Raw genomic sequence first — 25,113 nt, 5'->3', positions numbered from 1 at the left:
ACCTTCGTGTGTGCAGGGGGCCTCATGCGGTGCCCGGGTGGTTCCTCGTGCTCGCAGGGGCCAGGCGTACACCTTCCTCCCGTGGGCCCGGCGGTGGTCGTCGGCGGTGCTCCGGAGCAGGACGGGGAATGCGGGCACCCCCGCTGGCCGTTGTGCGAGAGGAACGCGACAAGAAGGGGCGCCAGCAGTGCATGCATCGCACAGTGGGCAGAGGATGTACACGTGGGACGAGAGCGGACTGGAAGCGGTCGACGCGGTCATCGAAGACCCGGACGGCGCCGGTCTGGTGATGCTCTATCACTTCCAGGGGTACATGGACGCGGGCGAGGCCGGTGAGCAGATCGTCGAGCGTCTGAAGGCGAGCCAGCCCTACGTGACCGTCGCGCGTTTCGACACCGACCGGCTCGTGGACTACCGGGCACGCCGGCCCGCGATGACGTTCCGCCGCGACCGGTGGGTCTCGTACGACACGCCCCGCCTGGAGCTGCATCTGATGCGTGACGCCACCGGCGTTCCGTTCCTGCTGTTGTCCGGCCCCGAACCGGACGTGCAGTGGGAGGGCTTCACCACAGCGGTGCGGGAGATCACCGACCGCCTGGACGTCCGCATGGCCGTCAACTTCCACGGCATCCCCATGGGGGTGCCCCACACCCGTCCCGTCGGGCTCACGCCGCACGGCACGCGCACGGACCTGGTACCGGGGCACAGTCCGCTCTTCGAGGAGGCCGAAGTCCCCGGCAGCGCCGCCGGCCTGATCGAGCTGCGGCTCGCGGAGTCCGGAACCGACGTGCTGGGAGTCGTCGCGCACGTGCCGCACTACGTCGCACGCTCCAGCTATCCGGATGCCGCCGTGGTCATCGTGGACGCCGTCACGTCCGCCACGGGCCTCGTACTGCCGGACGTCGCGCACGCCCTGCGGACCGAGGCGCTGAAGACCCAGAACGAGATCGAGCGCCAGCTCGCCGAGGGGGACGAGGACCTGGTGTCCGTCGTGCGCGGCCTGGAGCAGCAGTACGACGCGCTGGCCGGTGCGGAGACCCGCGGCAGCCTGGTCGCGGAGCCGAGCGAGCTGCCGTCGGCCGAGGAACTGGGGGCGGTCTTCGAGCGGTTCCTCGCCGACCGCGAGGGAGAAGGCGGAAGCGCGGGGGGCGACGGAGGGAGCGCCCGCTGACACCCTGCCGGCCCGCCCGCGGCCGGAACAGGACGGCCGGGCGGCAGCGTATAGCGTGGCCTGCATGCTGAAGGTCGGACTGACGGGTGGAATCGGCGCGGGCAAGAGCGAGGTCTCACGGCTGCTCGACTCCCTCGGTGCCGTGATCGTCGACGCGGACAAGATCGCCCGTGAGGTCGTGGAGCCGGGAACGCCCGGACTCGCCGCTGTGGTGGAGGAGTTCGGTACGGAAATCCTCACCCCGCAGGGCACCCTCGACCGCCCGAAGCTCGGGTCGGTCGTCTTCGCCGACTCGGACCGCCTGGCTGCGCTGAACGCCATCGTCCACCCCCTCGTCGGGGAACGCTCCGCAGAGCTGGAGCAGGAGGCGGCGGAGGCGGAGCAGGCGGGAGGACAGGAGAGCCCGGCTGTGGTCGTCCATGACGTTCCGCTGATCGCGGAGAACGGGCTCGCCCCCCTCTACGACCTCGTGCTGGTCGTCGACGCCTCACCCGGGACGCAGCTGGAGCGTCTGAAGCGGGCCCGCGGCATGTCCCAGGAGGAGGCCGCCGCCCGTATGGCGGCGCAGGCGACACGCGCGGAGCGGCTGGCCGTCGCCGACATCGTGATCGACAACGACGGCACGCTCGAAGCCCTGGAGACGCGGGTCCGCGAGGTGTGGGACGAACTGCGCAGGCGGGCCGCGCCGTCGCGCTCCTGACGTAGCCCGCACGTAGCCCGCTCCGGTGGGAGCAGAGTGCGTACGGTTGCCGCAGGGAATACGTGAAGGGGACGGGGGCGTTCCCGCGCCCGTGCACCGCAACTGTCACACCGGTACCGGTGAGGAGGCAGCCACCGTGTCCGAGGCCACCCCCGAGACCCTGGTCATCGAGTTCCGTGCCGCCGAGCAGCTGCTCGACGCCCGCGACCCGCGAGGCGCGCTGAAGCTTCTCGACACAGTCGTCGCAGCGCATCCCGAGAACACGGCGGCGCGGTTGCTGCGCGCCCGTGCCTTCTTCCTCGGGGCTCAACTCCGTCCGGCGGAGATGGAGTTCCAGACCGTGCTGGAACGCGAACCCGACAACGCGTTCGCCCACTTCGCGCTGGGACGCACGCTCCAGCGTGCCGATCGCGCGGACGAGGCTCGCCGGCATTTCCGGCTCGCCGCGGCACTCGACCCGCGGCCCGACTTCGTCGAGGCAGCCGCCTTCGATCCCCCGGCTTCCTCCTGACCCGGCTGCTGTTCTGCCCCGGGTGCCCTCCGGTCAGGGTGTCCCGGGTGGCTCCGTGAGCGGATTCCCGGGGACGCGGTCCGGGCCGGGCCGGGGGCAGCGGGAGCCGGCGCGGGAGCCTCCTCGCACGGGTGTGCGGCAGGGGCATGGCAGGCGTGGGGCGAACCCTCCTGGTCCGGCAGTGGCGGCCGTGTGTCTCTGCGTGAGCTGGGTGCTGTAGGGCTGCGCCGTACGTACGCGTCGGGCGGCTCCTCGGCTCGGCGCCGGAGGGCGCTACGGCGTGCCGCAGGCGTCAGCGGGTCTGCTTCTCCGCCCACTCGCGCAGGACCGCGAAGTCCGAGGCGCGCAGCCCGCGGGCCGGGTCCACCCAGTGCAGCAGGGCCGGTCCGTCGTGGTGAGCTGCCACGTAACGCTCGTCGTGCGCGGTGATGCCGTCGTCCACCCAGGCGAAGGGGCGTCCCCGCGCCCACGAGACGATCTGGGGCACCTTCCAGTGGGCGCCGTCGGGGCCGGGCTTGAAGAGCTCGCCCCATTCGATGACGGGCAGGCGGGGAAGGCCGATCACCGGGCCGATGTGCTTGTTCGCGCCGTGCATCCAGGTCGTCGCCCACACCAAGTCGTAGGGGAGGGCGGCCAGTTGCGGTCCGTGCGCCGGATTGAGCCAGACACGGAGCGGAGCCACCTTCTCCTCGGGCAGGGGAGCGTGCCGGGCGACCCAGTCGTCGGGCTTGCAGCGGTGGGCGGTGTAGCCGCGGGGGCGCAGCCGCAGGCGTCTGCGCCAGCGGTTGGCGAACGGGTTGAGCGGACCGTCTACGTCGAGCAGGAGTGCGGGCGGCGTCGGCTGCATTCCACCAATCATGCCGCGCGGCGGGCGGCCGTGGCGGGTGCTTGACCGGTCTCCGCTCTCCGCGGGCGGGCTCGGCGCGATCCGGCGTGCCGCGGCCGTCGGCCTGGCACTCGGTGCGTGCACGTCAGCCGGCGGCGGGGGCTTCGCCTTGCCGTGCTTGCGGAACGGCGGGCGCGTCCGCGGGGAGTGGTGTGCCGTCCCAGCGCCAGGACGTGCGGCGGGGGAAGCCGGGCAGCTCCGCGCGTCCCGTCGCCCACAGGAGGGCGGGCCAGGGGTCGGCGCCGGTCTGCACGTCGCGGAAGAGACGGTGCAGAACCCGCTCGCACAGTCCTGCCGGAGGGGTCCAGGGGAAGCCGAGGCCCTGAGCGACGTCGTGTACGTGCACCAGCGTCTCCACGATGCCCATGGCGGCGAAGCCCTCGGGATCCGAGACGCCGTAGGGATGCCACGCGCGCACCCCGGCCGGTGCCGTGCGCACCATGGCCGTCAGCATGGCGCCGCACGCCTCCAGCACCTGGATCAGGCCCGTGTTGCCGGCCCGGACGTCGGCGAAGACCGTGTTGGCGGGGCCGCCCGGCTCCCGCGGCATGTAGGTGAACGGAACGCCCGACGTCAACGAGGGTTTCTCAGGACCCAGTTGAGCCGCGTAACCGAAGTAGTCGTCACAGAGATGCTCGACGGTGTCCCAGCAGCTCCACTCCAGGGCGCCGGCCGGGACCTGCCAGTCCGCCGACGTCACCGCACCCAGGGCGGCGGACGCGAGCCGGACGGACTCCTGCACGTCGTCGGGCGTCACACGGGCCCGCGCTCCGCGGTCGGTTGTCGGCATGGCGTGACCTTATCGACACGGCGGGTCCCCACGCCTCCCCTTTTCCGGACGGTAGGCGCTGGTCGAAAACCCGCAGAGGCGTTGTCAGCGGCCCGGCCTAGACTCGGCCGAGTCCGGGCCGGGACCGTACGCCGCAGGGGAGCGTACGGTCGCCCGGCACAGCACGTCAGGCCCGGCACGTCCGGCACAGCACGAGGAGCGGAGACGGTGGCGCGCATGGAGCTGCCCCCGGAGGACGAGCTCGCGCGGTGCGCGGGGGTCTTCCTGCCGGGGCAGCCGTCGCGGGAGGGCAGGGTCGCCTTCTGGTGCCCGGACGGCGGGCCGCTGCCCGAGATCGCCCCGCGCACCGGGCAGGCCGCCGAAGGCCGCGTGCACCTTGCCCGTCCTTCGGACGCCGGGGACGGACACGGTCAGGGCGACGGTGAGAGCGGGGCCGCCGCGGCCCGCTCCGCGCTGACCGTCGCCAGGCGCCACGGAAAGGGTGCCCGCGTCCGTACGGTCCCGGCGCTGGAGCTCCCGGTCTCCGCCGCCCTGCCGCTCCTCCTGCGCGCCGGGCACACCCGGGGTGCGCATCCGGCCACAGTCTGCTGGGGCGCCGCCGCCCGGCACGCGCTGCAACTGCTCGCCCGCGGCCGGATACTGCCAGGTCTGTCCGACGGGGACGTCGACGCGTGGCGCGCCGGGCCGCTCGACGCCCGCGACGCCGCGCACGTCCGGGCCATCGCCGCCGCGATGCCGGCCGAGGCCCATGCCGTACCCGTGCCCGGCAGCAGACCCTTGCGGCTTCCCGATCCCGAAGTGCTGCTGCGTGCCTTCCTCGACGCCGTCGCCGACACTCTGCCCCGTACACCGGCCGCGCCCCACGCCGTGGGCGAACCCTTCGCCGCCCGGGCCCCGCAGCGGCTCCCGCACGCACGCGAGTGGGCAGCCGAGGTGGCGGCGGGCATGGACGTGGGCGTGCGGATCTCCCTGCGCCTCGACCTGGCTGCGCACGACGTCTTCGACGGGGGTGCGGACAACGGCGCGGACGTGGGTCCCTGCGCGGGTGCGGGCGCAGCGGTCGAGGACGTCGCCGGCGGCGGGCCGGGGCGCAGGTCCGCCGCCGTCGTACAGGTGCACAGCCTCGCCGAGCCCACCCTCGTCGCGGACGCCGCCGAACTCTGGTCGGGGACGGACCACTTCGGTCCGCGGTCCCGAATCGACACACTGCTGGCGCTGCGCCGCGCAGCCCGCGTCTGGCCCCCTCTGGGGCGGCTGCTGGAGCGGCCCGTACCGGACGTGCTGCCGCTGTCGGAGGAAGAGGTCAGCGATCTGCTCGGGCGTGCGGCGACCCGGCTGGCCGCTGCGGGCGTCGCTGTGCACTGGCCGCGCGAGCTGGCGCGTGAGCTGACCGCCACCGCCGTGATCCGCACCGCGCCAGGCTCCGCAGCCGACGGGTTCGGTTTCTTCGAGTCGGACGAACTGCTGGACTTCCGCTGGCAGTTGGCTCTCGGCGACGAGCAGCTGACCGAGTCCGAGATGGACGCGCTGGCCGAGGCCCACCGTCCCGTCGTACGGCTGCGCGGTCAGTGGGTGCTCGTCGACCCGGCCCTCATCCGCAAGGCGCGGAAACGCCAACTCGGCATGCTCGCCCCGCTCGACGCCCTGTCAGTGGCGCTCACGGGCGCCGCCGAGGTCGACGGCGAGACCGTCGAAGCGGTACCGGCCGGTGCTCTCGCGGCGATGCGGGACCGTCTCACGGCCCGACTGCCGCTGCCCGCACCGCCGGACGGACTGCATGCCACCCTGCGCGAGTACCAACTGCGGGGTCTGGCCTGGCTGGAGATGATGACCTCCCTCGGGCTGGGCGGCTGCCTCGCCGACGACATGGGCCTGGGCAAGACCGTCACGCTGATCGCGCTCCACCTGCGCCGTGCCCACCCGGCGCCGACGCTCGTCGTCTGCCCCGCCTCGCTGCTCGGCAACTGGCAGCGCGAGATCGAGCGCTTCGCGCCGGGTGTGAGTGTCCGGCGCTTCCACGGCAGCGGCCGCAGCCTCGAAGGCGCGGCGGAGGCAGGCGGGTTCGTCCTCACGACGTACGGGACGATGCGCTCCAGCGCGGGCGAACTCGCCGAGCGGCGCTGGGGGTTGCTCGTCGCCGACGAAGCGCAGCACGTGAAGAACCCCCGTTCGGCGACGGCCGTGGCGCTGCGCACCCTCAGGGCGCCCGCGCGCGTGGCCCTCACCGGCACGCCCGTGGAGAACAACCTCTCCGAACTGTGGGCGGTCCTCGACTGGACCACACCCGGACTGCTCGGCCCGCTCACCGCCTTCCGGGCCCGCCACGCCCGGGCAGTCGAAGGCGGCGAGGACCAGGAGGCGACGGAGCGGCTCGCGCGGCTGGTACGGCCGTTCCTGCTGCGGCGCAGGAAGTCCGACCCGGGCATCGTCCCCGAACTTCCCCCCAAGACCGAGACCGACCACCCTGTCGGGCTGGCGCGCGAACAGGCGGGTCTCTACGCGGCCGTCGTACGGGAGACGCTCGCCCAGATCGAAGCCGCCGAGGGCATGGCACGCCGCGGTCTGGTGATGAAACTGCTGACGGCCCTCAAGCAGATCTGCAACCACCCGGCGCAGTACCTCAAGGAGGCGGCGGGCCATCCGGGCGGCGCGGGGCAGGCGTCCCCCGGAAACCGTTCGGGCAAGCTGGAGTTGCTGGACGAACTGCTGGACACGATCCTCGCCGAGGACAGCGCCGTGCTCGTCTTCACCCAGTACGTGGCGATGGCGCGCATCATCGAACGCCACCTGCAACAGCGCGGCATCCCCGTGCAGTTGCTGCACGGCGGCACGCCCGTCCCGCAGCGCGAGGAGATGGTGCGCCGCTTCCAGGACGGCCGCTCCCCGGTGTTCCTGCTGTCGCTGAAGGCGGCGGGTACGGGCCTGAACCTCACCCGCGCCTCGCACGTCGTCCACTACGACCGGTGGTGGAACCCGGCCGTCGAGGAGCAGGCCACCGACCGTGCCTACCGGATCGGGCAGACCCAGCCCGTACAGGTCCACCGGCTCGTCACGGAGGGCACGGTCGAGGAGCGCATCGCCCTGCTGCTCGACTCCAAGCGGGAGCTGGCGGACGCCGTGCTCGGCGGCGGCGAGGGAGCCCTGTCCGAACTGAGCGACGCGGAACTCGCCGACCTCGTCAGGCTGAGGGGTACGACATGAGCACCGGATACGGCAGCGCCGACGGCGGCCGCCCACCCGGCCGTCGGGACGCCCGCCGGGACGGCGCCGACGGGCAGTACGGTGCGGTGCCCGGGCGCCGCACCCGCGGCCTTGCGCCCCTGCCTCCCCGCCCCGGGACCCGTGGCCCGTTCGCGGAGACCTGGTGGGGCAACGCGTGGGTGCGTGCGCTGGAGGAGTCGTCGCTGGACGCGGGGCGCCTCTCACGCGGCCGCACCTACGCGCGTGGCGGCCACGTCGGCACGATCACCGTCACACCCGGCCGTATCGCGGCCCCGGTGCGCGGCAGCCGCCCCCGCCCCTACCGCACCGTGATCCGGCTGCGGGCCTTCACCGACCGTGAATGGGACGCCTTCCTGGACGCGGTCACCGCACAACCGGCCCATATCGCCGCCCTGTTGGACAAGGACATGCCCCGTGAGCTCGTCGGTGCGGCGGAATCCGCAGGGGTACGCCTGCTTCCCGGGCCCGGCGAAGTCGACCCGGGCTGCTCCTGCCCGGACAGCGGCCGCCCCTGCAAGCACGCTGCGGCGCTCTGCTACCAGACGGCCCGCTTCCTCGACGCCGATCCGTTCGTGCTGCTCCTCGTGCGAGGCCGCGAGGAGGAAGAGCTGCTGGACGAACTCGCCCGGCGGAACGCCGCGTTGAACTCCCGTGGGACGGCCCGCGCGGAGAGTACCGCGTACGGAGCGATTGCCGGGGACGCGAGACGCACCGACGACGACAGTGCGCGGAGCGGCTCCGCGCCCGCCGGCGTCCTGGCGAGGGAGGCGCTCGCCACCTCCGTACGTCCGCCCTTGCCGGAACCCCTCCCGCCGCCTCCCGCCCCGGGGCAGCCGCCCGTACTTCCCGAACTCCCCGGCGCCCCCGACCCGTCGGCCCTCTCCTTCCTGGCCACCGACGCGGCGAACCGCGCCCACGCGGCGCTGAGCGACCCCGACTCCCTTCGGCCGCTGCCCGGGCCGAGCGACGCGGTCCGGCTGGCAGCCACGCATCCCGGACTCACCGGCCGCGGCACCCTCTCGGCCCGCTTCGCAACTCTCGCCCGGGGTACCGGACACACCGCCGTGAGCCTGGCCCGGGCCGCCGCGGCATGGCGTCAGGGCGCAGAAGGGCCCGTCCTGCTGGAGACCTCCTGGGACCCGCCGGCCGGCAACTTCGACCGTGCGCGCGGTGCGTTCGCGGCGGCGGGTCTTCCCCGGATGTCGATCGACCGCAACCGCCTCACCGACCCCTCCCGCACCTGCCAGTTGCGCTACGGCGAGGACGACCGCTGGTACCCGTACCGCAACGAGGGCGGACCGGGGGCGAAAGGCGAGCACGGGGACGGCGAGGACTGGTGGCCGGATGGCCCCTCCGACGCCGACCCCGTGGCGGCGCTCACAACCCTGCTGGAGGGCGGTTGACCCGACGTCACGCGGGGCTTCGGACTCCCGCCCCCGGACGCCCGCCCCCCGGCGTCCCGTCACCCGCCTCGGCCTGCCCGCTTCCTCACCGCCACGTCACACGCATCGCCGTCGTGACCTCCAGCGGGGAGCCGCCCGCCTGCGCCGCGAGGACGCCGGCGCCTTCCGGGCTGCGGGTGTAGAGGGGACCGCCGGCGCTGACGTAGACGTTCCAGCGGGCGGCGAACACGTCCGCCAGGCGGCGGTTCTCCGCGAGCACCGAAGGGACGGCATGGTGAACGACCGTGTTCGGTACCGGCCTTCGGCGCAGCGCGCGGACGGCGTCCGCCGCGGAGGGCGGAGCGAGAACGTAGCGGGGGACCACGTAGCGGGGCGAGGCGAGCGGGGAGACCGCCTCGTCGAAGGCGGTGGCGAAGAGCGCCGAGGCCGCGGCGGGGACGCCGTCCAGCTTCACGCGGTACGCCCCTGTCTCGTCCGGCTCGAAGGAGACCGCGTCCGCTCCCCGGGGGACGAGACCAGCGGCGTGCAGTGCGTCCGCCGTCGCCCAGGCGACGAGAACCGGCACGGGGGACGCGGCCGTACGGCGCAGGTGCGCCAGGGCAGCAGCGGTACGCGTCGCCGCGTACGCCGTGCACGCGGCGAGGCCGCCCGCAGCCACGGCCGCCGGCCAGGGGAGCGCGATGAGCGGCGCCGCCGTGGCGAAGGCCCCGGCGAGCGCCGTACGGGAGAGGGCGGGCCCGGCGGGAAGACGGGACGGGGACAGGCCCTGCGGTGCGGGAACGGCCGGCGGTGTGCGGTCGTCGCCCGGCGGCAGGACGGGACCGGCGCCTGCGGCGCGCCGGGGCACGGTGACGCGGAGCGTGTGGACCAGCTCGTCCTCGTAGGGCTCGCCGATGCGCCAGCGGGAGCGGACCTCGTCGCGTGCGGCGGCGCGCTGGAGCATCACCGCGTTGAGACGGTCGAACTCCCCGGTGTCCGGCGGCGCGTAGGGGGACAGCTCCGGATGGACGTGGGAGACGCCGACCATGACCTCGCCCGCGTCCGTCAGTCCGAGATAGCCGTCGTGTTTGCGTACGAAGCGGTTCCAGTCGCCGTCTCCACGCGGGTGCCCGTCGGCGACGCAGACCACCGACCAGGTGTTGGCGACCTTGTGCGGCTGCTCCGGGTCGAGCCGCAGTGCACGGCCACGCGTCTGGACGACCGCCGTCGGCGTCGTCGCCTCCGTGAGGTCGACGAGGGTGTTGACACGGCGGGCGTCCCACCCCTCCCCGAGCATGCCGCGGGTGCCGATCAGCGCGCGGCTGCCGCCCTGTTCGAAGAAGCGGGTGGCCAGGGCGACCCAGCGCCGGCTGTTCCACGCGGCACAGCCGCCGACCACGACGACGCAGCCGCACGCGTCGCTCTCGCACGTGGCCTGACCGTCCGTCAGCGGCTCGATCGTGAGCGTCAGCCGCGGAGCCGCCTCCCGGCAGAACTCGACGAGACGCCGCGCCGTCGCCCTGCTCGCCGCCACCGTGCGGCCCGTCACCAGGAGCGGATCGAGTGCGGCGGTACGCGGATCGGCGGCCAGCTCCTGGAGGACCAGCAGCGCCGAACCGGCCTCCGCCTCGAGGACACCGTCCAGCCGGGCCGGCAGCGTCGCCGTCGCGCGCTCGTGGTCGCAGACGATCACGGCACGCAGGGCGTCACCGGTCGTCCGGTCCTCCGCGGCGAGTATCTCCCGTACGGCATGCGGCTTCGCCGCACTGCGCGCCAGCACCCTGTCGACGGGGGAGCGTCCGCCCCGGATGCCGCGAGCGGTGAGCTGATGGCCGACGGAAGGCAGCGCGGTCCTCAACGCGTCGAGGACGTCGGCGTCCTGAGGTGATCCGCTGCGGCGCAGGCAGAGGCGGACCCAGTCGTCCAGCAGCCGCACCCAGTCCTCCGCTCCTGGGGCGCGGCGGTGCTCCTCGCGGGGACGCGCGCCCTCGGGGAGTGCGAGCAGACCGGAGTGGTGGAACCGCAGGGCGGCAGCGGCCAGTTCGGGACGTTCGCGCTCGATCCCCGACCAGGGCACCGGGCTCCCGTCGGGTCCTCGGCGGGCGACGAAGCGCTCGTCGAGCCAGTCGAGGAAGGGGCGGGAGGCGAAGCCGGGGTCGAGGAGAGCAGTCGTCAACTCGGTGAATCGTTCGGCTTCGGCCGCCAGCCAGTCGGCCTCCACGGGGGTCGGCGTGGTCAGCCAGCACAGCTCCGCATACGGGGCGAGGTGTCCTTCCCGTACGGCTGCGGGGATCGACGGGCCCTGCACTGCCGGACCGAACAGCTCCCGCACCAGGGCGACTTGAGGTGGGGTGAGCCGGTCGGGCGGAGTCGCGGTCAGCCCGACGACGGTCGCCTCGGGAAGCTCCCGCAGCAGCTCGGCGAGCAACTCGCCCCAGGTGTCGAGGAGATGGTGGCACTCGTCGAGAAGCAGGGTGAACCTTCCCGTGCGGCGCAGTGCTTCGACGAGTGCCAGACCCTGCGGGCGCAGCCGGTTCAGATGCCGGACGGCGGTACGGGACGTCCGGGCACCGTCCTCGTCGACCTCCGCGTCCGGGTCGAAGGAGGCGAGCGACTGGTAAGTCAGCACGGTGACGGGGGTGTTGAGGTCTCTGTCCGTGCCGGCCGGAACGGCCGGCGACGCAGCGCGGGTGTCCTCCGGCAGGGAGGGCACCGAGGCCCGTGTATCCGGCTCCGGTACGAACGCGCCCCACTCCCTCAGCCACTGCCCCTGGATCGCGGTGTTCGGAGTGAACACCACGACCGGATCACCGAGCCGGCGTGCCGCCTCCAGTCCGACGAGCGTCTTGCCCATGCCTGGCGGCAGCACGACCCACGCGCGGCCCTGCCGGACGTCCGCGTCCTCGGCGCCGCCGGTGGCGCCGCCCTCCCCGCCGTCCCTGCCCTCCCCGCCTGCCCTGCCGTCCCCGGCGGCGAGGGCGTCCGCGAGACGGGCCAGTGCCTCCCGCTGATGCCTGCGCAACGGGTACGGGGGCCGGAGACGCTCCATCGCCGTCAGGGGCTGCATGGCTTCATCGGCGTGTGAGGGCACGCACGTACCGTAGGCCGCGCGGTGAGCGCTCCGGGAGCCGGGCCGCCCCCGGAGCACTCAGCACGCACTCACTTCCGGAAGCCGACCAGCCCGTGAAGTTCCGCGCCGCTCCGGTCGCCCGAGCGCAGTCCGCCCGCGCTCTCCGGGCCGTACGGCGTCGGTACGGCCGACTCGGCCGCCTCCGGGCTCACAGGCTCCGGATCGGGCAGGGCCGCACAGACCGCGTCCGCGTCTCCGCTGCCCTTGCCCTTCGGGACCTTGCCCGTGGCGAGGTACTCCGACAGGTGGCCGTCCAGGCATTCGCTGCCGCTGAGCGTGATCCCGTGGTTGCCGCCGCCCTCCTCCACGACGAGGCTGGAGCCGCGCAGCTTGCGGTGCATGGAGACGCCGCCCCCGTACGGTGTGGCCGCGTCCTCGGTGGCCTGGAAGAGCAGCACCGGCGGAAGCTTCTTGTTCGACACCTCGGGCGCCTTGAGGGAGTCGACCGGCCAGAACGCACAAGGCGCGTTGTACCAGGCGTTGTTCCAGGTCATGAAGGGCGACTTGGCGTGGGCTTCGGCCATGTCGCGGCGCCAGGTGCCCCAGTCCCGCGGCCAGGAGGCGTCGCGGCACTGGACCCCGGTGTAGACGGAGTAGCCGTTGTCCCCTCCGGCGTCGATCGCCGCGAACGCGTCGTACGCCTCCGCCAGCGGCTCGGGGTCGTCGTCGTTCACGAACGCGGCGAAGGCCGCGGCCAGGTCCGGCCAGTAGCCGTTGAAGTATCCGCCGGGGAGGAAGGTGTCCTCCAGTTCGGCAGGTCCGACCTTGCCGCCCGCGGGCTCCTTGCGCACCGCGTCACGCATCTTGTACCAGGTCTTCTCCACGGCGGCCGGGTCGGTGCCGAGGCCGTACGTCCCGTCGTGTTCGGCGACCCAGGCCGCGAAAGCCTTGTGCCGGGCGTCGAAGGCGTGGTCCTGGGCGAGGTTGTTGTCGTACCAGACGCCGTCGGGGTCGACGACGCTGTCCAGCACAGCTCGCCGTATCCGCTCGGGGTGCAGCTTCGCGTACACGGCGCCCAGATACGTGCCGTACGAGTAGCCGAAGTAGTTGATCTTCTTGCTGCCGAGCGCACGCCGGACGAGTTCCATGTCCTCGGCGGCGCTCACGGTGTCGATGTGCTGCAGCAGCTTGCCGTGCTTCTTCCCGCACGCGTCGGCGAAGCCCTTGGCGCGCTTCACGTTCGCCCTCTCGTCCTTCGCGCTGCGCGGCACGCTGTCGGGGCGCACGGGGTCGAAGTAGCCCGGCTTGCAGTCCAGGGCGGGTTCGCTCTTGCCCACGCCGCGGGGATCGAAGCCGATGACGTCGTACTGCGCCGCCACCTTCTTCGGCAGCGACCCGGCGACGAAGCCGGCGAGGCTCAGCCCGCTGCCGCCCGGCCCGCCCGGATTGACCAGCAGCGGACCCTGCGACTTCGAGGCAGTGTGCTCGATGCGCGACAGGGCGATGGAGATCTTCTTGCCGCCCGGCCGCGAGTGGTCGAGCGGAACGCGGAGCGTGGCGCACTGCAGTTCCGGATAGTTCTCCGTGCCGCAGTCCTTCCACTTGAGCGCGCTGCCCGCGGCCCCGGCACTGCTCGTGCCGTCCTGCTGCCCGGCTCCGGCGTTCGCCGTCACCGGTATCGCCGTGAGCACCCCGGCCAGCATCACCACGGCGGCGCTGTGCACGGCTATGACCCGTCTTCTCATCGGAGCTCCCATGTGGAGTCAAGGCCGCACCCGTCGCGGCCATACCGCATCGTGCAGCACACAGGCCCCACTCGGGACGGTTCTTCGCCGATTCGTTCTGGAAGGAATCAGGCGGACGTAACACCCGGATGAGTCCGGGACGGCACGGGATCGGACCAACAGGCCCAATTCGCAAAGGAGTTGAGCTTGCCGTCCGGCTTCCGCGCACGGGCAGGAGCAATTCGGCGGTCAGCCGGTTCCGCGACTTCTCCGTACCGCGTCCCGCGCCGCGGTCACGGTCGCCTCCAGTCTGCCGCTGTGCGCACCGCGCCAGTAGAGACGGCCGCAGCCGCGGCAGCGCATGAACGTCTGGTACGTACGCCGCGTCCCCGGGCGCAGCAGTGCCGCGATCTCCGACTTCGGGACGGGCGTGAGCGTCCCGTTGCACGCCATGCAGCGCGTCCACGGGGCGAGAGGCGGCGCGAACCGGTCCAGGACGTCGAGGAGTTGGGCGTCCGGCCGTGCTCCCCGCACGTACGCGCCCAGCCACAGGGACCTGCGCTGCAGCAGCCCGCGGTCCTGGGTGAGCAGCAACCGGCCCTCGGCGCCGGCCTGTTCCACCAGCGCGTCGTCGGCCATGTCGTTGTGGTAGGCCGAGTCGAGTCCCAGCAGGCGGAGCCGCCGCGCCAGCGCGCCCAGATGGACGTCGAGCACGAAGGACGGCGGCGAACCGGCCGGGAAGGACCGGAGGTCCTGAGGCCGCCGTACAGGCAGGACGCTCACCGTCTCCCCGCTGCCGGGGCGGTGCGACGGACCGGCGGGCCGGCCCCCGGCGGTCAGCTCACCCACTTCCGTCAGGGGCACCCCGAGAGACTGCACGACGTGGCCGAGCGTGGACGTCCCGTCGTGCGGGACCCTGACCTCGTCCAGGCGCCGGTGCCGTGCGGCCAGGAAGAAACGAAGCTCCGGCGCGAACCGCAAGCGGAGCTCGGGCCGCGGCGACGCCCCGGCGTCCGGCCCCGGCGTCCGGTCCGCGGACCGGGTCACGGATTCGTTTGCGACGGCGGTGAGCCGTACGGAGCGTGGCCCCGCTCCACGGCGTCGGGCGGCGGGGTGGGAAGTACCTCGAAACCGGAGAGACCCTCGGCCTCTTCGTCGAGCACCAGCACCTGAGCCACCTGCGCAGCGGGCGGGCCTTCGTGCGCCCAGCCGACCAGTTGTGCGACGGCCCCTTCCTCGCCCTCGAACGCGGCCTCGACCGTTCCGTCCGGGAGGTTGCGGACCCAGCCGCCGACGCCTCGGGCGGCGGCCGTACGCCGGCAGGTGTCGCGGAAGAAGACGCCCTGCACCGCGCCCGAGACGATCACGCGCTTGCGGGTCATCGGTCGAGCACCTCCGGTGGTCAGCCGGTCGACGCCGGTGGATCACTCCGCCCAGGATAAGGACATCGCGGGCGGGTGATCCACCGGAGCGCCTGCCGGCCCGTGCCGCCGGAAGCGGAAGCGGAACCGGAACCGGGCCCGCAGCCCGGGCCGGACCCCGCCGGTGCCTTCGCTGTAACCGTGACGGTGCCCTCGCTGTGACCGTGACGGTGGCTTCGGCCTTCCCCCGCATCGCCCCGGTGACGGTGCGCGACCATGAACGTGTGCGACTCGAACCGATCACCTGGGAGCGGCTGACCGGGCAGCTGGCCGCCCGCATCGCGGATCTCCCGCCGCGGACCCCTGCCGGGGCCGAGCGACCGTGGCTCCGCGTGGGCGTCGACGGTGCGCCGCCCGTACGTCCCGGTGTGCTGGCGGAGCGGCTGGCCGAGGCGCTGCGTGTCCGCGGAAGACCCGTGCAGCTCGTCGCCGTGGACGGCTTCCTGCGGGCGGCCTCGCTCCGGTTCGAGTTCGGCAAGCGGGACCCCGACGCGTACTACGACCTGTGGTACGACGCGGGAGCGCTGTGGCGCGAGGTCTTCGATCCGCTGGAGCCGGGGGGCGACGGCCTCGTACTGCCCGACCTGCGCACCTCCGCCGCCGACCGGCCCACCCGCAGCGCGCGCGTCCCGCTGCCGCCCGGCGGCGTGCTCCTGCTGCACGGGCCGTTCCTGCTCGGACGGTGGTTCCCCTTCGACCTGTCCGTGCATCTGGGGCTCTCTGCGGGGGCGTTGCGGCGGCAGACGGAGCCGGACGAGCAGTGGAAGCTGCCGGCGTTCGCCCGCTACGAGGAAGAGGCAGGCCCACAGCTCGCGGCCGACGTCTTCGTACGGGCCGACGATCCCCGGCGACCCGCCTGGAACGGCTCGGCCGGACACCCCTAGGGCACACCGTTTCGCCCTGCTGCGCGAGCTGAGTCGCGGGGTTGCACCGGCTGTCGGGTGCTCCGGCCGGGCCTGCTGTGCCGGGCCTGCTGCACCGGGCCTGCTGAGCCGGGCTAGTGCTCCGGGAGGCGGGACCAGAAGTGGTCGAGGACCTCGTCGATGTAGCGCCGTCCGACTTCGCCGGAGGCGGTGCTGCTGGCCCGTCCGAGGGTGGCGGCCATCAGGGTCTGGTACTCGTTGTGCATGTCGCGCAAGGGGCCCTGCAGGTCGCGCCGGTCGATCGCGACGAGCTTGGCGATGGCGCGGATGTGGGCCTGCCAGCGGGTGGAGACGGCCTCGGCGAGCAGGCGGGCGAGTTCTTCCTCGTGCCCGGTGATGGCGACGAAGTCGCGCGCGGGGAGGTCGAGGACTCTGCTGAGGTTGGCCGACTGGCGCTTGTCGCCCTTCCACAGCCCGGTCTCTTCCATGTGGCGGTAGGCACCGAGGTCGATGCCGACCAGGCGGGCGACGTCCTCGGCGGACCTCCCGCGTGCCAGGCGGTGTTCGAGCAGGGTGCGGGGAGGGCCCATGAGTTCGCCGGGCGCGCACCACAGTGCCCCGGCCAGGGCGGTGAGTTCGTTGGCAGTGGGCAGTGCGGCGCCGCGTTCCCATGCCGCGATGTGGTCAGGGGTGATGTGCGTCATGCCGTACGAGGCACGCATGCCGTAGGCGACGTGGCCGGGGGCCATCCCGAGCTTCTCGCGCAGAATGCGGGCGGCGCGCGCGTTGAAGGGGAGTGGTCTATGCACGGGCAGAGAGTAAGGAGTTACGTGGAGCAACTCCACGCCCGCTGTCGTCTGCATCCCGTTTTGGCGCGATAGGTCGAGGCTGATTCTGTAGGAACCCACAGGAGTGAACAGCGGTCGTCAACCACCAGATGCGGCTACCCAATTGTTAAACCTGTCGTGCCGCGTATGATCCGCCTCGCACGGTGCCGCATGCGTGTTCGCACAACTACAAGTCGCACGCTCCCGTCGGCACTGCCGCTTTCCCCACTTACCTGTAGGTCCAGGAGACGCAGTCATGCAGACCAGCACGACGAGCACGGCCGAAGCGCCGCCTACCAGAACCGGCGGTGCGTTCGACCGGTTCTTCCGCATCAGCGAACGCGGCTCGACGTACGGCCGGGAGATACGCGGCGGGTTCGCCACATTCTTCACCATGGCGTACATCCTCGTACTCAACCCGATCATCCTCGGCAGTGCCAAGGACAAGTTCGGCGAGCAACTGGACGCCGGTCAACTGGCCACGGCCACCGCTCTGGTGGCTGCCGTGATGACCTTGATCATGGGTGTGGGCGGCAACCTGCCGCTCGCTCTGGCCGCGGGTCTGGGTATCAACGCAATCGTCGCTGTGCAGGTCGCCCCCCTGATGAGCTGGGACGATGCGATGGGCCTCATCGTACTCGAAGGCCTGCTGATCTGCGTACTGGTGATGACCGGTCTGCGCGAGGCCGTCATGCACGCCATCCCGCAACCCCTGAAACAAGCGATCAGCGTCGGCATCGGCCTGTTCATCGCCCTGATCGGCTTCGTGGACGCCGGGTTCGTCACCCGGATCCCGGACGCCGCGAAGACCACGGTCCCCGTCCAGCTCGGCAGCGGCACCCTCACGGGCTGGCCCATGCTCGTCTTCTGCCTCGGCGTGCTGGTGACGGTCATCCTTCTCGCCCGCAGGGTGAACGGCGCCATCCTCATCAGCATCGTCCTGATGACCGTCGTCGCCGTCGTCATCAACCAGGTCGCCGACGTGAAGACGTGGGGCCTGACCTCCCCCGACCTGCCCGGCAACCCCGTGGCGGCCCCCGACTTCGGGCTCCTGGGCAACTTCGACCTGCTCGGCTCGTTCGGACAAGTCAGCGTCCTGACGGTGGTCCTGCTCGTCTTCACCCTCATCCTGTCCGACTTCTTCGACACGATGGGCACTGTCGTCGGCGTCACCGCCGAAGCGGGACTTCTCGACAACCGCGGCCAGGTTCCCGGCCTCGGCCGCGTCCTGCTGATCGACGGTGCGGCCGCCGTCGCGGGCGGAGCCTCCTCCTCGTCGTCCGCCACCACGTACATCGAGTCCGCCGCGGGTGTCGGTGAGGGAGCCCGTACCGGATTCGCCAACCTCATCACCGGCGGTCTGTTCGGTCTCGCGCTCTTCCTCACGCCGGTGCTGACGATCGTGCCGCTCCAGGCCGCGTCCCCCGCCCTCGTGGCGGTCGGATTCCTGATGATGACGCAGGTCAAGCACATCGACTGGGACCGCTACGAGATCGCCATCCCGGCCTTCCTGACCATCGCCATCATGCCGTTCACCTACTCCATCACCAACGGCATCGGCGCCGGCTTCATCGCCTACGTGGTCATCAAGGCGTTCCTGGGCAAGGCCCGCGAGGTGCACTGGCTGCTCTGGGGCACCGCAGTGCTCTTCCTCGTCTACTTCGCCATCGACCCGCTGGAGCAGCTCCTCGGGATCAAGTAGGCGCACAGACGGTCACCACCGGGGTGGCCTCGGCGTACGGCGCCGGGGCCACCCCGTCCGTCTGCCCGGTCCCGGCGAAGGCCCGGCGCTTCCGGTGCGGTTCGTCTTCTCCGTGCCCCGGCCCACGGACCGGCCGCCGCCCGCTCACGCAGGTGCGGTGTCCGCACGGCCGTCACCGCGCAGGTCCGCACGCGGTGCCTCCGCCGTCGTCCTCACGAAGGTCGCGAAGCGGCGCACCAGTTCGTGCCAGGCGGCCGTCGAAGCGGGTTCGTCGCGCTCTGCCGTATGGACCAACTCGTCCTGGTCGAAGCCCTGCCGGCGAAGCGCGTCCCGGTCCCACCGGCTGACGTGGCCGGGCGTCGCCTCGGGGTGGAACTGGACGCCCCACGCGTGCTCCCCGACCCGGAACGCCTGCACAGGGCAGCGCTCGCTCTGCGCCAGCCACGCGGCGCCCGGCGGCAGTTCGGTGATCGCGTCCACGCGGTGCTCGATGGCGTTGAGCTCGGTGGGCAGCCGGTGGAACAGCAGATCCCCGGCGGCCTCCGCACGCAGGGTCAGCGGCGTGCTGCCCGCCTCCGGACCGCCGTGCTCGGCCCGGACCGTGCCGCCCGCGACGTACGCGAGCAGTTGCGCGCCCAGACAGATCCCGAGGACCGGTACGCCCGTCTCCAGAGCTTCGGTCACCAGGGCGCGGCCGGGGGCGAGCCAGGGGGCGCGCTCGTCGGCGTCGGGCATGTAGCCGCCGCCGAGGAAGACGACCGCCTGGTGGCCGGCGAGGTTCTCCGGCAGCGGGCTTCCGCCGTAGGCGTGCACGACGTCCAGCTCCAGTCCTTCTTCCCGCAGCCAGTCGCCCAGCCGTCCGGGTCCCCCGCCGGGGGTGTTCTGGATTACGAGCACACGCACCATTCCGCACACCCCGCATCGCGTCGTCAGCCGGCGAACAGGATCTCATTGCCGTCCTCGCCCGGTCCCGCCGGCCGCCGGCCCCCGCTCCGCATGCCCGTCCTCGCCCGGCTGCTGCCGCCGTCACGCCTGGCGGTAGGTTCCCCGGCATGAATCGTCCCAGCAATGAGCACACCGACCACGAACCGCCCGGCAGCAGCGGCCCCGCGGCCACCGTCGAGGTGGATCCGGAGCGCGTCGGCCGGGTGCGTACCGCCTACGCCCCTGACCCGGACGGCGACCCGGACCCGGGCGAGATCGTATGGACGTGGGTGCCCTACGAGGAGAGCGACGGCCGGGGCAAGGACCGGCCCGTGCTGATAGTGGCCCGAGAGGACCGAGGCACCCTGCTCGGCGTCCAGTTGACGTCCCGTGAGCGGGAAGGCCACGCCGAGTGGCTCCCGCTGGGCGCGGGCCCGTGGGACCGCAGCGGGCGTGACTCGTGGGTGGGAACGGGCCGTGTGCTGCGCGTGCATCCGGCGGGCATGCGGCGCGAGGCGTGCGCACTGGACCGGGCGAGGTTCAACAGGGTCGTGCACCGGTTGCAGCAGGTCTACGGATGGCGGTGAAGCAGGTCCGTCGCCGAGCCGGCCTCTGGGCGGTGCGTACCGCAACAGCCGCTCCACGCGCCGCGAGCCGCTCGCGGCGGCCGTCGCCGTGGGCTTGCCGGAAAGGGGGGCGTACGAGCGTGCCGCTCCCTACCATGGGTCCCCCGTATGTGTGTTCGTCAAGTGACTCTTTGGTGATCACGCACGCTTCCTGAGTGGGGATGACGATGCTCAGTGCCGCTGCAGTGCCGGCGAACGGTTTCACCTATGGGCTGATCACGCCCGCAGCCGCATACGCCATGGCCACGCTGGGCAGCGCAGTCGGCCTCCGGTGCGCCATGCGGGCCCGGACCGCGCATGGACGGGAACGTGCGGGATGGCTGGCGATCGGTTCCATCGCCATCGGCTTCGGCATCTTCACCATGCACTTCGTGGCGATGGTGGGCTTCAGCGTGGGCGACGCCCCGATCGAGTACGACATGGCGAGGACGCTCGCGAGTCTCGCCCTCGCCGTCCTCGTCTCCGCCGCCGCTCTCTTCCTCGTGGGGAACCGGCTGCCCAACTGGTTCTCGGTCCCCGTCAGCGGGATCGTCCTCGGCCTGGGCGTCGCCTCCACCCACTACCTGGGAATGACGGGCATGCGCATCTCCGGGGTCATGCGGTACGACATGCGCCTCGTCGCGATCTCCGTCGGTGTCGCCGTCGTCGTGACCGTCATCGCGATGTGGTGTGCGTCGAAGGCGAAGCACCTCACGACGTCGGTGGGCTCGGCCCTGATCATGGGACTGGCCTTCACGGGCATGCACTACACCGGCATGAATGCGATGACCGTACGTCTCTACAGCGACGAGGGCGTCGCGGGAGCCCCGTCCGCGCTGGGCATTCTCACGCCCGTGCTCATCGGCCCCATGCTGCTGCTCCTGCTCATCACGCTCTTCGTGAGCCTCGACCCGATGATGGAGCGGGACGGACGGCGCAAGTGGGGAACACGTCCCGGAGAGGCAGCCGGCGAAAAGCTGGAATGGACGCCGTTCGAACGCGGGTGAGTCCCGCGTGTGACACCTCCCGTGGGTGGCACCTCCTGCTCCCGCGGCAGGACCGCCGGCTGCAGGACCACGGGCGGAAGGCGGCGCGAGGCGATGACGACCACGAGCAACGACGAGCAGCTGGAGCCGATGCCGCGGGACTGGCAGCGGGCCCTGGCCGTCGTCGCCCACCCTGACGACATGGAGTACGGGGCGGCGGCCGCCGTGGTCGAGTGGGTCGCGGAGGGCAAAGAGGTCGGCTACCTGATGGTCACGCGGGGCGAAGCGGGCATCGACGGCCTCGAACCCGGTGAGAGCGCCCGCGTGCGGGAACAGGAGCAGCGCGCGAGCACCCGTACGGTCGGCGTGGTCTCCCTGGAGTTCCTCGGCCACCGGGACGGTGTGATCGAAGAGGGGCTGCCGCTGCGGCGGGACATCGCAGCCGCCGTACGGCGGCACCGCCCGGAGCTCGTGATCACCCTCAACCACAGGGAGACCTGGGGCGGCCGGGCCTGGAACACCCCCGACCACCGCATCGTGGGCCGTGCCGTGCTGGACGCCGTCGGTGACGCGGGCAACCGCTGGATCTTTCCCGAACAGCTGGAGGGCGGCGAACTGGAGCCGTGGGGCGGAGTGCGCTGGGTGGCGGTCGCCGGCTCTCCGGAGCCGACGCACGCCGTCCCGGTGGGGGAGGAGGCGGTACGGACGGCGGCGGCGTCGCTGGCGGAGCACCGCGCGTACATCTCCGCCCTGAGCGACGAACCCGTGGAGACCTACGCCGACTCCTTCGTCCGGTGGGGTGTGCGCCTGGCGGCCGACAGGTTCGGCGGCAGGGACTGCGTGGCCTTCGAGCTGTATCCGCGGTGACGCGGCAGTCGTACGGGGGCTGCCGTGACCGTGGCTCCGGCGCGGCTACGCGCGCCGTGCAAGATCCAGCAGCGTCAGCGCAGCGACCGGGAGCAGCAGCGTGGCGGCCAGTGCCGTGAGCCAGCCGTAACCCGCGAGCGAGACGACCAGCCCGGACAGGGCGCCGCCCGCGCCTGCCGCCGCGTTCATGATCAGGTCGGACAGGCCCTGCACGGAGGCGCGGGCGGGCTGCGGCACGGAGTCGGTGAGCAGCGCCGATCCGGAGACCAGGCCGGCCGACCAGCCCAGACCCAGCAGGAACAGGCCCACCGCCGACTGGACGTGGTGGCCGTTCGCCGTGCCCGCCAGAGCCGCCGCACAGGAGAGCAGCGCGACGGAGAGAAGGATGACGCCCAGCCGCCCGAACCGGTCGGCGAGCCAGCCCATGACGGGGGAGAAGGCGTACATCCCGAGGATGTGCGCGCTGATGACCAGGCCGATGAGCCGGATGTCCGCCCCGTGGTGGCCGAGATCGACGGGCGTCATCACCATGACGGTGACCATGGCGGTGTGCGAGACCGCGATGGTCACCAGCGCGAGGCGTGCGTGCGACGAGGCGGCGACGGCGCGGAGGCCCGCGCGCAGCGACCGTTCCTCGTGCCGTGCCCGCTCCCCCTTCTCCGTCCGCTCGTCGGCCGACTCGTCCGACAGTGCCGCGGAAACCCCTTTCGCCCCGCCCTGGCCGTCTTCTCCGGCGGCCTCGTCCGTGCCGTCCGCCCGCCGCGTGCGCTCCGTCCGGTCCTCGTCGTCGATCGCGCGGGCGGTCAGCAGGGGGTCGGGACGCAGCAACAGGTGCACCAGGACAGCGGTGAGAAGGAAGACGGCGGTCGCCCAGACGAACCCTCCGGCGGAGGCCGGTATGCCCAGGCCGGCGACGGAACGTCCCGCCGGGGAGGCGATGTTGGGTCCGAGTACGGCACCGATCGTGGTGGCCCAGACCACGAAGGAGATCGCGCGGGCCCGCTGCCCGGGTTCGGCGAGGTCCGCGGCCGCGTAGCGCGCCTGAAGATTGGCGCAGTTGGACGCTCCGAAGACCGTCATTCCGGCCAGCAGCAGCGCGAAGCTGTCCAGCGCCGCGCCCATGACGACGATGGCGCCGCCGGCCGCACCGATGAGGTACGCGACAGCCAGGCCGACGCGGCGCCCGCGGGCGATCATCAGGGACGCCAGCGGCAGCGCGAGCAGGGCGGAGCCGACGACGGCGGCGGTCGCCGCCAGTCCCGCCAGGGCCTCGGAACCGCTGATCTCCTCGGCCAGTACCGCGGTCAGCGTGACGGCAGTCGTCACGCCGAGACCGCCGAGCATCTGCCCGCTCACCAGCACGGCAGTGGTGCGGCGCCGCAGTGCGGCGAGCTCCGCTCCGCGCGGTGGTGCGGACGGTGAGCTGTCCGTCCTGCCGACGGCTCTGTCAGGGGTGTCGGCGGTTTTGTCGGTGTCGGTCACGCGCGGCAGTCTGCCAGCGGCCGGGGCGGTACGCCTATGGAGTATCGGGTCCCTCTCGCGGGCGGCCCTCGTCGGGAAAGCGTCAGAAGAGCGGCTGCGGGAGCAGTCCTTCCAGCGCGAGCAGCGCGCGTTTGGTCTCCGTTCCTCCGCCGAAGCCGCCCAGCCCGCCACCGCTCTCGACGACACGGTGGCAGGGCACGACGACGGGCAGCGGGTTCGAGCCCATCGCCACGCCGACCGCGCGGGCGGCCCCCGGCTCGCCCACCCTCCCGGCGAGGTCCTGGTAGCCGGCGCTGACGCCGAACGGTACGGAGGCCGCCAGCGCCCGCAGCACGCGTTCGTTGAAGCCGCCGGACAGCGACCAGTCGAGCGGGACGGTGAAGGCGCGCAGCTCGCCCCTGAAATAGGAGGCGAGCTCCGCAGCCGCGACACCGAGGGCGGGATGCGGAAGGGACTCGCGGCCGGAAGCGGCGTCGTCCACCCGGGCAGGGCGTGAGCCGAACCGGCCCTCAAGCCGTGCGAGGGCCCGGTCCGCCGTGGCGGAGTCGGCGTGGAAGACCACGTTGACCAGGCCCTCGTCGGTCGCGGCGAGCAGCAGGGGACCGACAGGTGTGTCATGCAGGGTCCAGGAACAGCTGCGGACTGTCGTACTCGCCGGTGTCTCGTTCATGCCGGGCACCCTAGGGGCGCCCGCTGACAAAGGCCGTCGTCGCGTGAGCGCAGCGCGACAGCAGCCGCGGGTTGCGGAGCTGTGATCGAGCGGGGGGTCGGAAGGACTGGCGAGTTCCCGGCCTGCACGCGTGCCACTGGACGTGAGTGCACGGGTGCGAGGGTGCCGAACTGCGGTGTGGGGGGTTGGGTTCGTCCCTGTCGTCGGGCCGGGGGGAAGGCGGAGGGGGCGGGGGGATATGGGGGCGGGGGGATGAAAGCTCAGATGCCGTCTGCCGTCAGTCGTCGTGCGGATCTGAGGATCCGCTCGTACGAGGAAACGTTCAGCCGCGTGTGGCTTCGCGTACGACGTCCGGGTAGTTGGAGATGATCCCGTCGACTCCGGCCTTGTCGACCGTGCGCGCCGTCGACCCGTCGTTCACCGTCCAGGTGAAGACCTCCATCTGCTCGCCGCGTGCGCCCTTCCTGGCGTGGACGGCCTTGACGTAGTCCTTCGTCGCGGCGGTGTACGTCGGGTTGATCTGGTCCGTGAACTTCGCGTACGAGTCCAGCTCGGAGATCTTCGGGTTGCCGAGGAAGCCCGTCTTGAGGGCCGGGTGCAGGTCGTGCGTGGTCTTCACCGACGCGGCGTTGAAGCTCTGGATGACGAGTTTGTCCTTGGTGTGCTTGCTGTCCAGCCAGCCGTGCTCGGAGAGCTCCTTGAGCGTCTGGAGCTCGATGCCCGGGTAGAGCTCCGGCGACTTCAGCTCCAGCAGCAGCCGCTGGTGGTTCTCGGTGAGGCTCTTGAGGTACTTCTCGAGCGTCGGGACTCTTTCACCCTTGTAGTCGTCGCTGAACCAGCTTCCCGCGTCCAGCCGGCCGATCTCCTTGGCCGTGAAGTCGCGGACGTTCCACGGAGACCGGTCGGGGTAGAGCTTCTCCACGTCGGTCGTGCGGGCCAGCGTGGTGTCGTGCATGACGACGAGCTCGCCGTCCTTGGTGCGCTGTACGTCGTTCTCCACCCAGTCGAAACCGAGTTTGTCGGCCTTCTCGACTGCAGCGAGGGTGTTCTCGGGGGCGTAACCGGAGGCTCCGCGGTGGGCGACCGTCACAGGTGCGTCGGCTTTCTTCCGCTGGGGGGCAGCGTGGGCCGGGGTCGCGGTGAGCGAGAGCGCGGCCATTCCCAGGAGCACACCAGTTGCGGTGGCTACGGCACGGCGCATCGACATACGGGACTCCTCGCGTTCGTGCGAACACTGTCAGCTAGAGCGTTCCCGTTGTGCGATACACGGAAGCAGAAGCGGAATGTCTTGAGTGTGAACGTGTCGCGAC

The 25,113-nt window shown here is 72.1% G+C and carries 21 protein-coding genes; 10 read left to right on the top strand and 11 right to left on the bottom strand.

Annotation, left to right across the window (positions count from 1 at the left end; genetic code table 11):
* Positions 1-214 precede the first annotated feature (214 nt).
* From ACFPA8_RS24785 to ACFPA8_RS24775, 3 genes are all read left to right on the top strand, one after another.
* Positions 215-1,171 (top strand): proteasome assembly chaperone family protein, encoded by a 957-nt coding sequence (locus ACFPA8_RS24785; RefSeq protein ID WP_386451995.1) that lies wholly within the window; start codon positions 215-217, stop codon positions 1,169-1,171.
* A 64-nt stretch (positions 1,172-1,235) separates the two neighbouring features.
* Positions 1,236-1,871: a dephospho-CoA kinase gene (gene coaE / locus ACFPA8_RS24780; protein WP_386451994.1), complete on the top strand. Its 636-nt coding sequence runs from the start codon at positions 1,236-1,238 to the stop codon at positions 1,869-1,871.
* Between the two features lie 136 nt (positions 1,872-2,007).
* Positions 2,008-2,382 (top strand): tetratricopeptide repeat protein, encoded by a 375-nt coding sequence (locus tag ACFPA8_RS24775; RefSeq protein ID WP_386451992.1) that lies wholly within the window; start codon positions 2,008-2,010, stop codon positions 2,380-2,382.
* A gap of 292 nt (positions 2,383-2,674) precedes the next feature.
* Here the strand turns inward: ACFPA8_RS24775 and ACFPA8_RS24770 are convergent, their stop codons facing one another.
* On the bottom strand, positions 2,675-3,229 hold the full coding sequence (locus ACFPA8_RS24770) for a hypothetical protein (protein ID WP_386451990.1): 555 nt from the start codon (positions 3,227-3,229) through the stop codon (positions 2,675-2,677).
* A gap of 124 nt (positions 3,230-3,353) precedes the next feature.
* On the bottom strand, positions 3,354-4,058 hold the full coding sequence (locus ACFPA8_RS24765; protein ID WP_386451989.1) for a maleylpyruvate isomerase N-terminal domain-containing protein: 705 nt from the start codon (positions 4,056-4,058) through the stop codon (positions 3,354-3,356).
* Positions 4,059-4,274: 216 nt separating this feature from the next.
* Here ACFPA8_RS24765 and ACFPA8_RS24760 point away from each other — a divergent pair, with 216 nt between their 5' ends.
* The gene (locus tag ACFPA8_RS24760) at positions 4,275-7,259 is read left to right on the top strand and encodes an SNF2-related protein (protein ID WP_386451987.1); all 2,985 of its coding nucleotides are present in this window, start codon (positions 4,275-4,277) and stop codon (positions 7,257-7,259) included.
* Positions 7,256-8,683, top strand: a complete 1,428-nt coding sequence (locus ACFPA8_RS24755; protein WP_386451985.1) for an SWIM zinc finger family protein — start codon at positions 7,256-7,258, stop codon at positions 8,681-8,683. The genes ACFPA8_RS24760 and ACFPA8_RS24755 overlap by 4 nt, the downstream gene beginning before the upstream one ends.
* Positions 8,684-8,768: 85 nt before the next feature.
* Here ACFPA8_RS24755 and ACFPA8_RS24750 read toward each other — a convergent pair whose 3' ends face one another.
* The 4 genes from ACFPA8_RS24750 to ACFPA8_RS24735 all read right to left on the bottom strand — a co-directional run bounded on the left by ACFPA8_RS24750 (position 8,769) and on the right by ACFPA8_RS24735 (position 14,838).
* Entirely contained in the window at positions 8,769-11,753 is a 2,985-nt protein-coding gene (locus ACFPA8_RS24750) for a DEAD/DEAH box helicase family protein (protein ID WP_386451983.1), read from the bottom strand.
* Positions 11,754-11,821: 68 nt separating this feature from the next.
* Complete coding sequence (locus ACFPA8_RS24745; RefSeq protein ID WP_386451981.1) at positions 11,822-13,477, bottom strand: alpha/beta hydrolase; 1,656 nt, start codon at positions 13,475-13,477, stop codon at positions 11,822-11,824.
* A 228-nt stretch (positions 13,478-13,705) separates the two neighbouring features.
* Complete coding sequence (locus ACFPA8_RS24740) at positions 13,706-14,437, bottom strand: Mut7-C RNAse domain-containing protein (protein ID WP_386451979.1); 732 nt, start codon at positions 14,435-14,437, stop codon at positions 13,706-13,708.
* Between the two features lie 62 nt (positions 14,438-14,499).
* Positions 14,500-14,838 (bottom strand): acylphosphatase, encoded by a 339-nt coding sequence (locus ACFPA8_RS24735; protein ID WP_386451977.1) that lies wholly within the window; start codon positions 14,836-14,838, stop codon positions 14,500-14,502.
* A gap of 263 nt (positions 14,839-15,101) precedes the next feature.
* Between ACFPA8_RS24735 and ACFPA8_RS24730 the strand changes: the two genes are divergently transcribed.
* Entirely contained in the window at positions 15,102-15,761 is a 660-nt protein-coding gene (locus tag ACFPA8_RS24730) for a nucleoside/nucleotide kinase family protein (RefSeq protein WP_386451975.1), read from the top strand.
* Positions 15,762-15,874: 113 nt separating this feature from the next.
* On the opposite strand, the gene ACFPA8_RS24725 is transcribed toward ACFPA8_RS24730, so the two are convergent.
* Positions 15,875-16,549 (bottom strand): helix-turn-helix domain-containing protein, encoded by a 675-nt coding sequence (locus ACFPA8_RS24725; protein ID WP_386451973.1) that lies wholly within the window; start codon positions 16,547-16,549, stop codon positions 15,875-15,877.
* Positions 16,550-16,823: 274 nt separating this feature from the next.
* Between ACFPA8_RS24725 and ACFPA8_RS24720 the strand changes: the two genes are divergently transcribed.
* Positions 16,824-18,269 (top strand): NCS2 family permease, encoded by a 1,446-nt coding sequence (locus ACFPA8_RS24720; RefSeq protein WP_386451972.1) that lies wholly within the window; start codon positions 16,824-16,826, stop codon positions 18,267-18,269.
* A gap of 144 nt (positions 18,270-18,413) precedes the next feature.
* Here ACFPA8_RS24720 and ACFPA8_RS24715 read toward each other — a convergent pair whose 3' ends face one another.
* Positions 18,414-19,175: a type 1 glutamine amidotransferase gene (locus ACFPA8_RS24715; protein ID WP_386451970.1), complete on the bottom strand. Its 762-nt coding sequence runs from the start codon at positions 19,173-19,175 to the stop codon at positions 18,414-18,416.
* 146 nt (positions 19,176-19,321) lie between these two features.
* Between ACFPA8_RS24715 and ACFPA8_RS24710 the strand changes: the two genes are divergently transcribed.
* From ACFPA8_RS24710 to ACFPA8_RS24700, 3 genes are all read left to right on the top strand, one after another.
* Entirely contained in the window at positions 19,322-19,780 is a 459-nt protein-coding gene (locus tag ACFPA8_RS24710) for a type II toxin-antitoxin system PemK/MazF family toxin (RefSeq protein WP_386451969.1), read from the top strand.
* 200 nt (positions 19,781-19,980) lie between these two features.
* The gene (locus tag ACFPA8_RS24705; protein ID WP_386452346.1) at positions 19,981-20,805 is read left to right on the top strand and encodes an MHYT domain-containing protein; all 825 of its coding nucleotides are present in this window, start codon (positions 19,981-19,983) and stop codon (positions 20,803-20,805) included.
* A gap of 93 nt (positions 20,806-20,898) precedes the next feature.
* Positions 20,899-21,651: a PIG-L deacetylase family protein gene (locus tag ACFPA8_RS24700; RefSeq protein ID WP_386451967.1), complete on the top strand. Its 753-nt coding sequence runs from the start codon at positions 20,899-20,901 to the stop codon at positions 21,649-21,651.
* 45 nt (positions 21,652-21,696) lie between these two features.
* Here the strand turns inward: ACFPA8_RS24700 and ACFPA8_RS24695 are convergent, their stop codons facing one another.
* The 3 genes from ACFPA8_RS24695 to ACFPA8_RS24685 form a co-directional block, all read right to left on the bottom strand.
* Positions 21,697-23,034, bottom strand: a complete 1,338-nt coding sequence (locus ACFPA8_RS24695) for an MFS transporter (protein WP_386452344.1) — start codon at positions 23,032-23,034, stop codon at positions 21,697-21,699.
* A gap of 181 nt (positions 23,035-23,215) precedes the next feature.
* Positions 23,216-23,803, bottom strand: coding sequence for a methylated-DNA--[protein]-cysteine S-methyltransferase (locus tag ACFPA8_RS24690; RefSeq protein ID WP_386451965.1), 588 nt, complete (start codon positions 23,801-23,803; stop codon positions 23,216-23,218).
* A 322-nt stretch (positions 23,804-24,125) separates the two neighbouring features.
* The gene (locus ACFPA8_RS24685; protein WP_386451963.1) at positions 24,126-25,010 is read right to left on the bottom strand and encodes a glycerophosphodiester phosphodiesterase; all 885 of its coding nucleotides are present in this window, start codon (positions 25,008-25,010) and stop codon (positions 24,126-24,128) included.
* Positions 25,011-25,113: the final 103 nt, after the last annotated feature.

The sequence above is a fragment of the Streptomyces ovatisporus genome, assembly GCF_042653885.1.
Taxonomy (GTDB): Bacteria; Actinomycetota; Actinomycetes; order Streptomycetales; family Streptomycetaceae; genus Streptomyces; species Streptomyces ovatisporus.
This window is presented reverse-complemented; position numbering and strand designations above follow the sequence as displayed.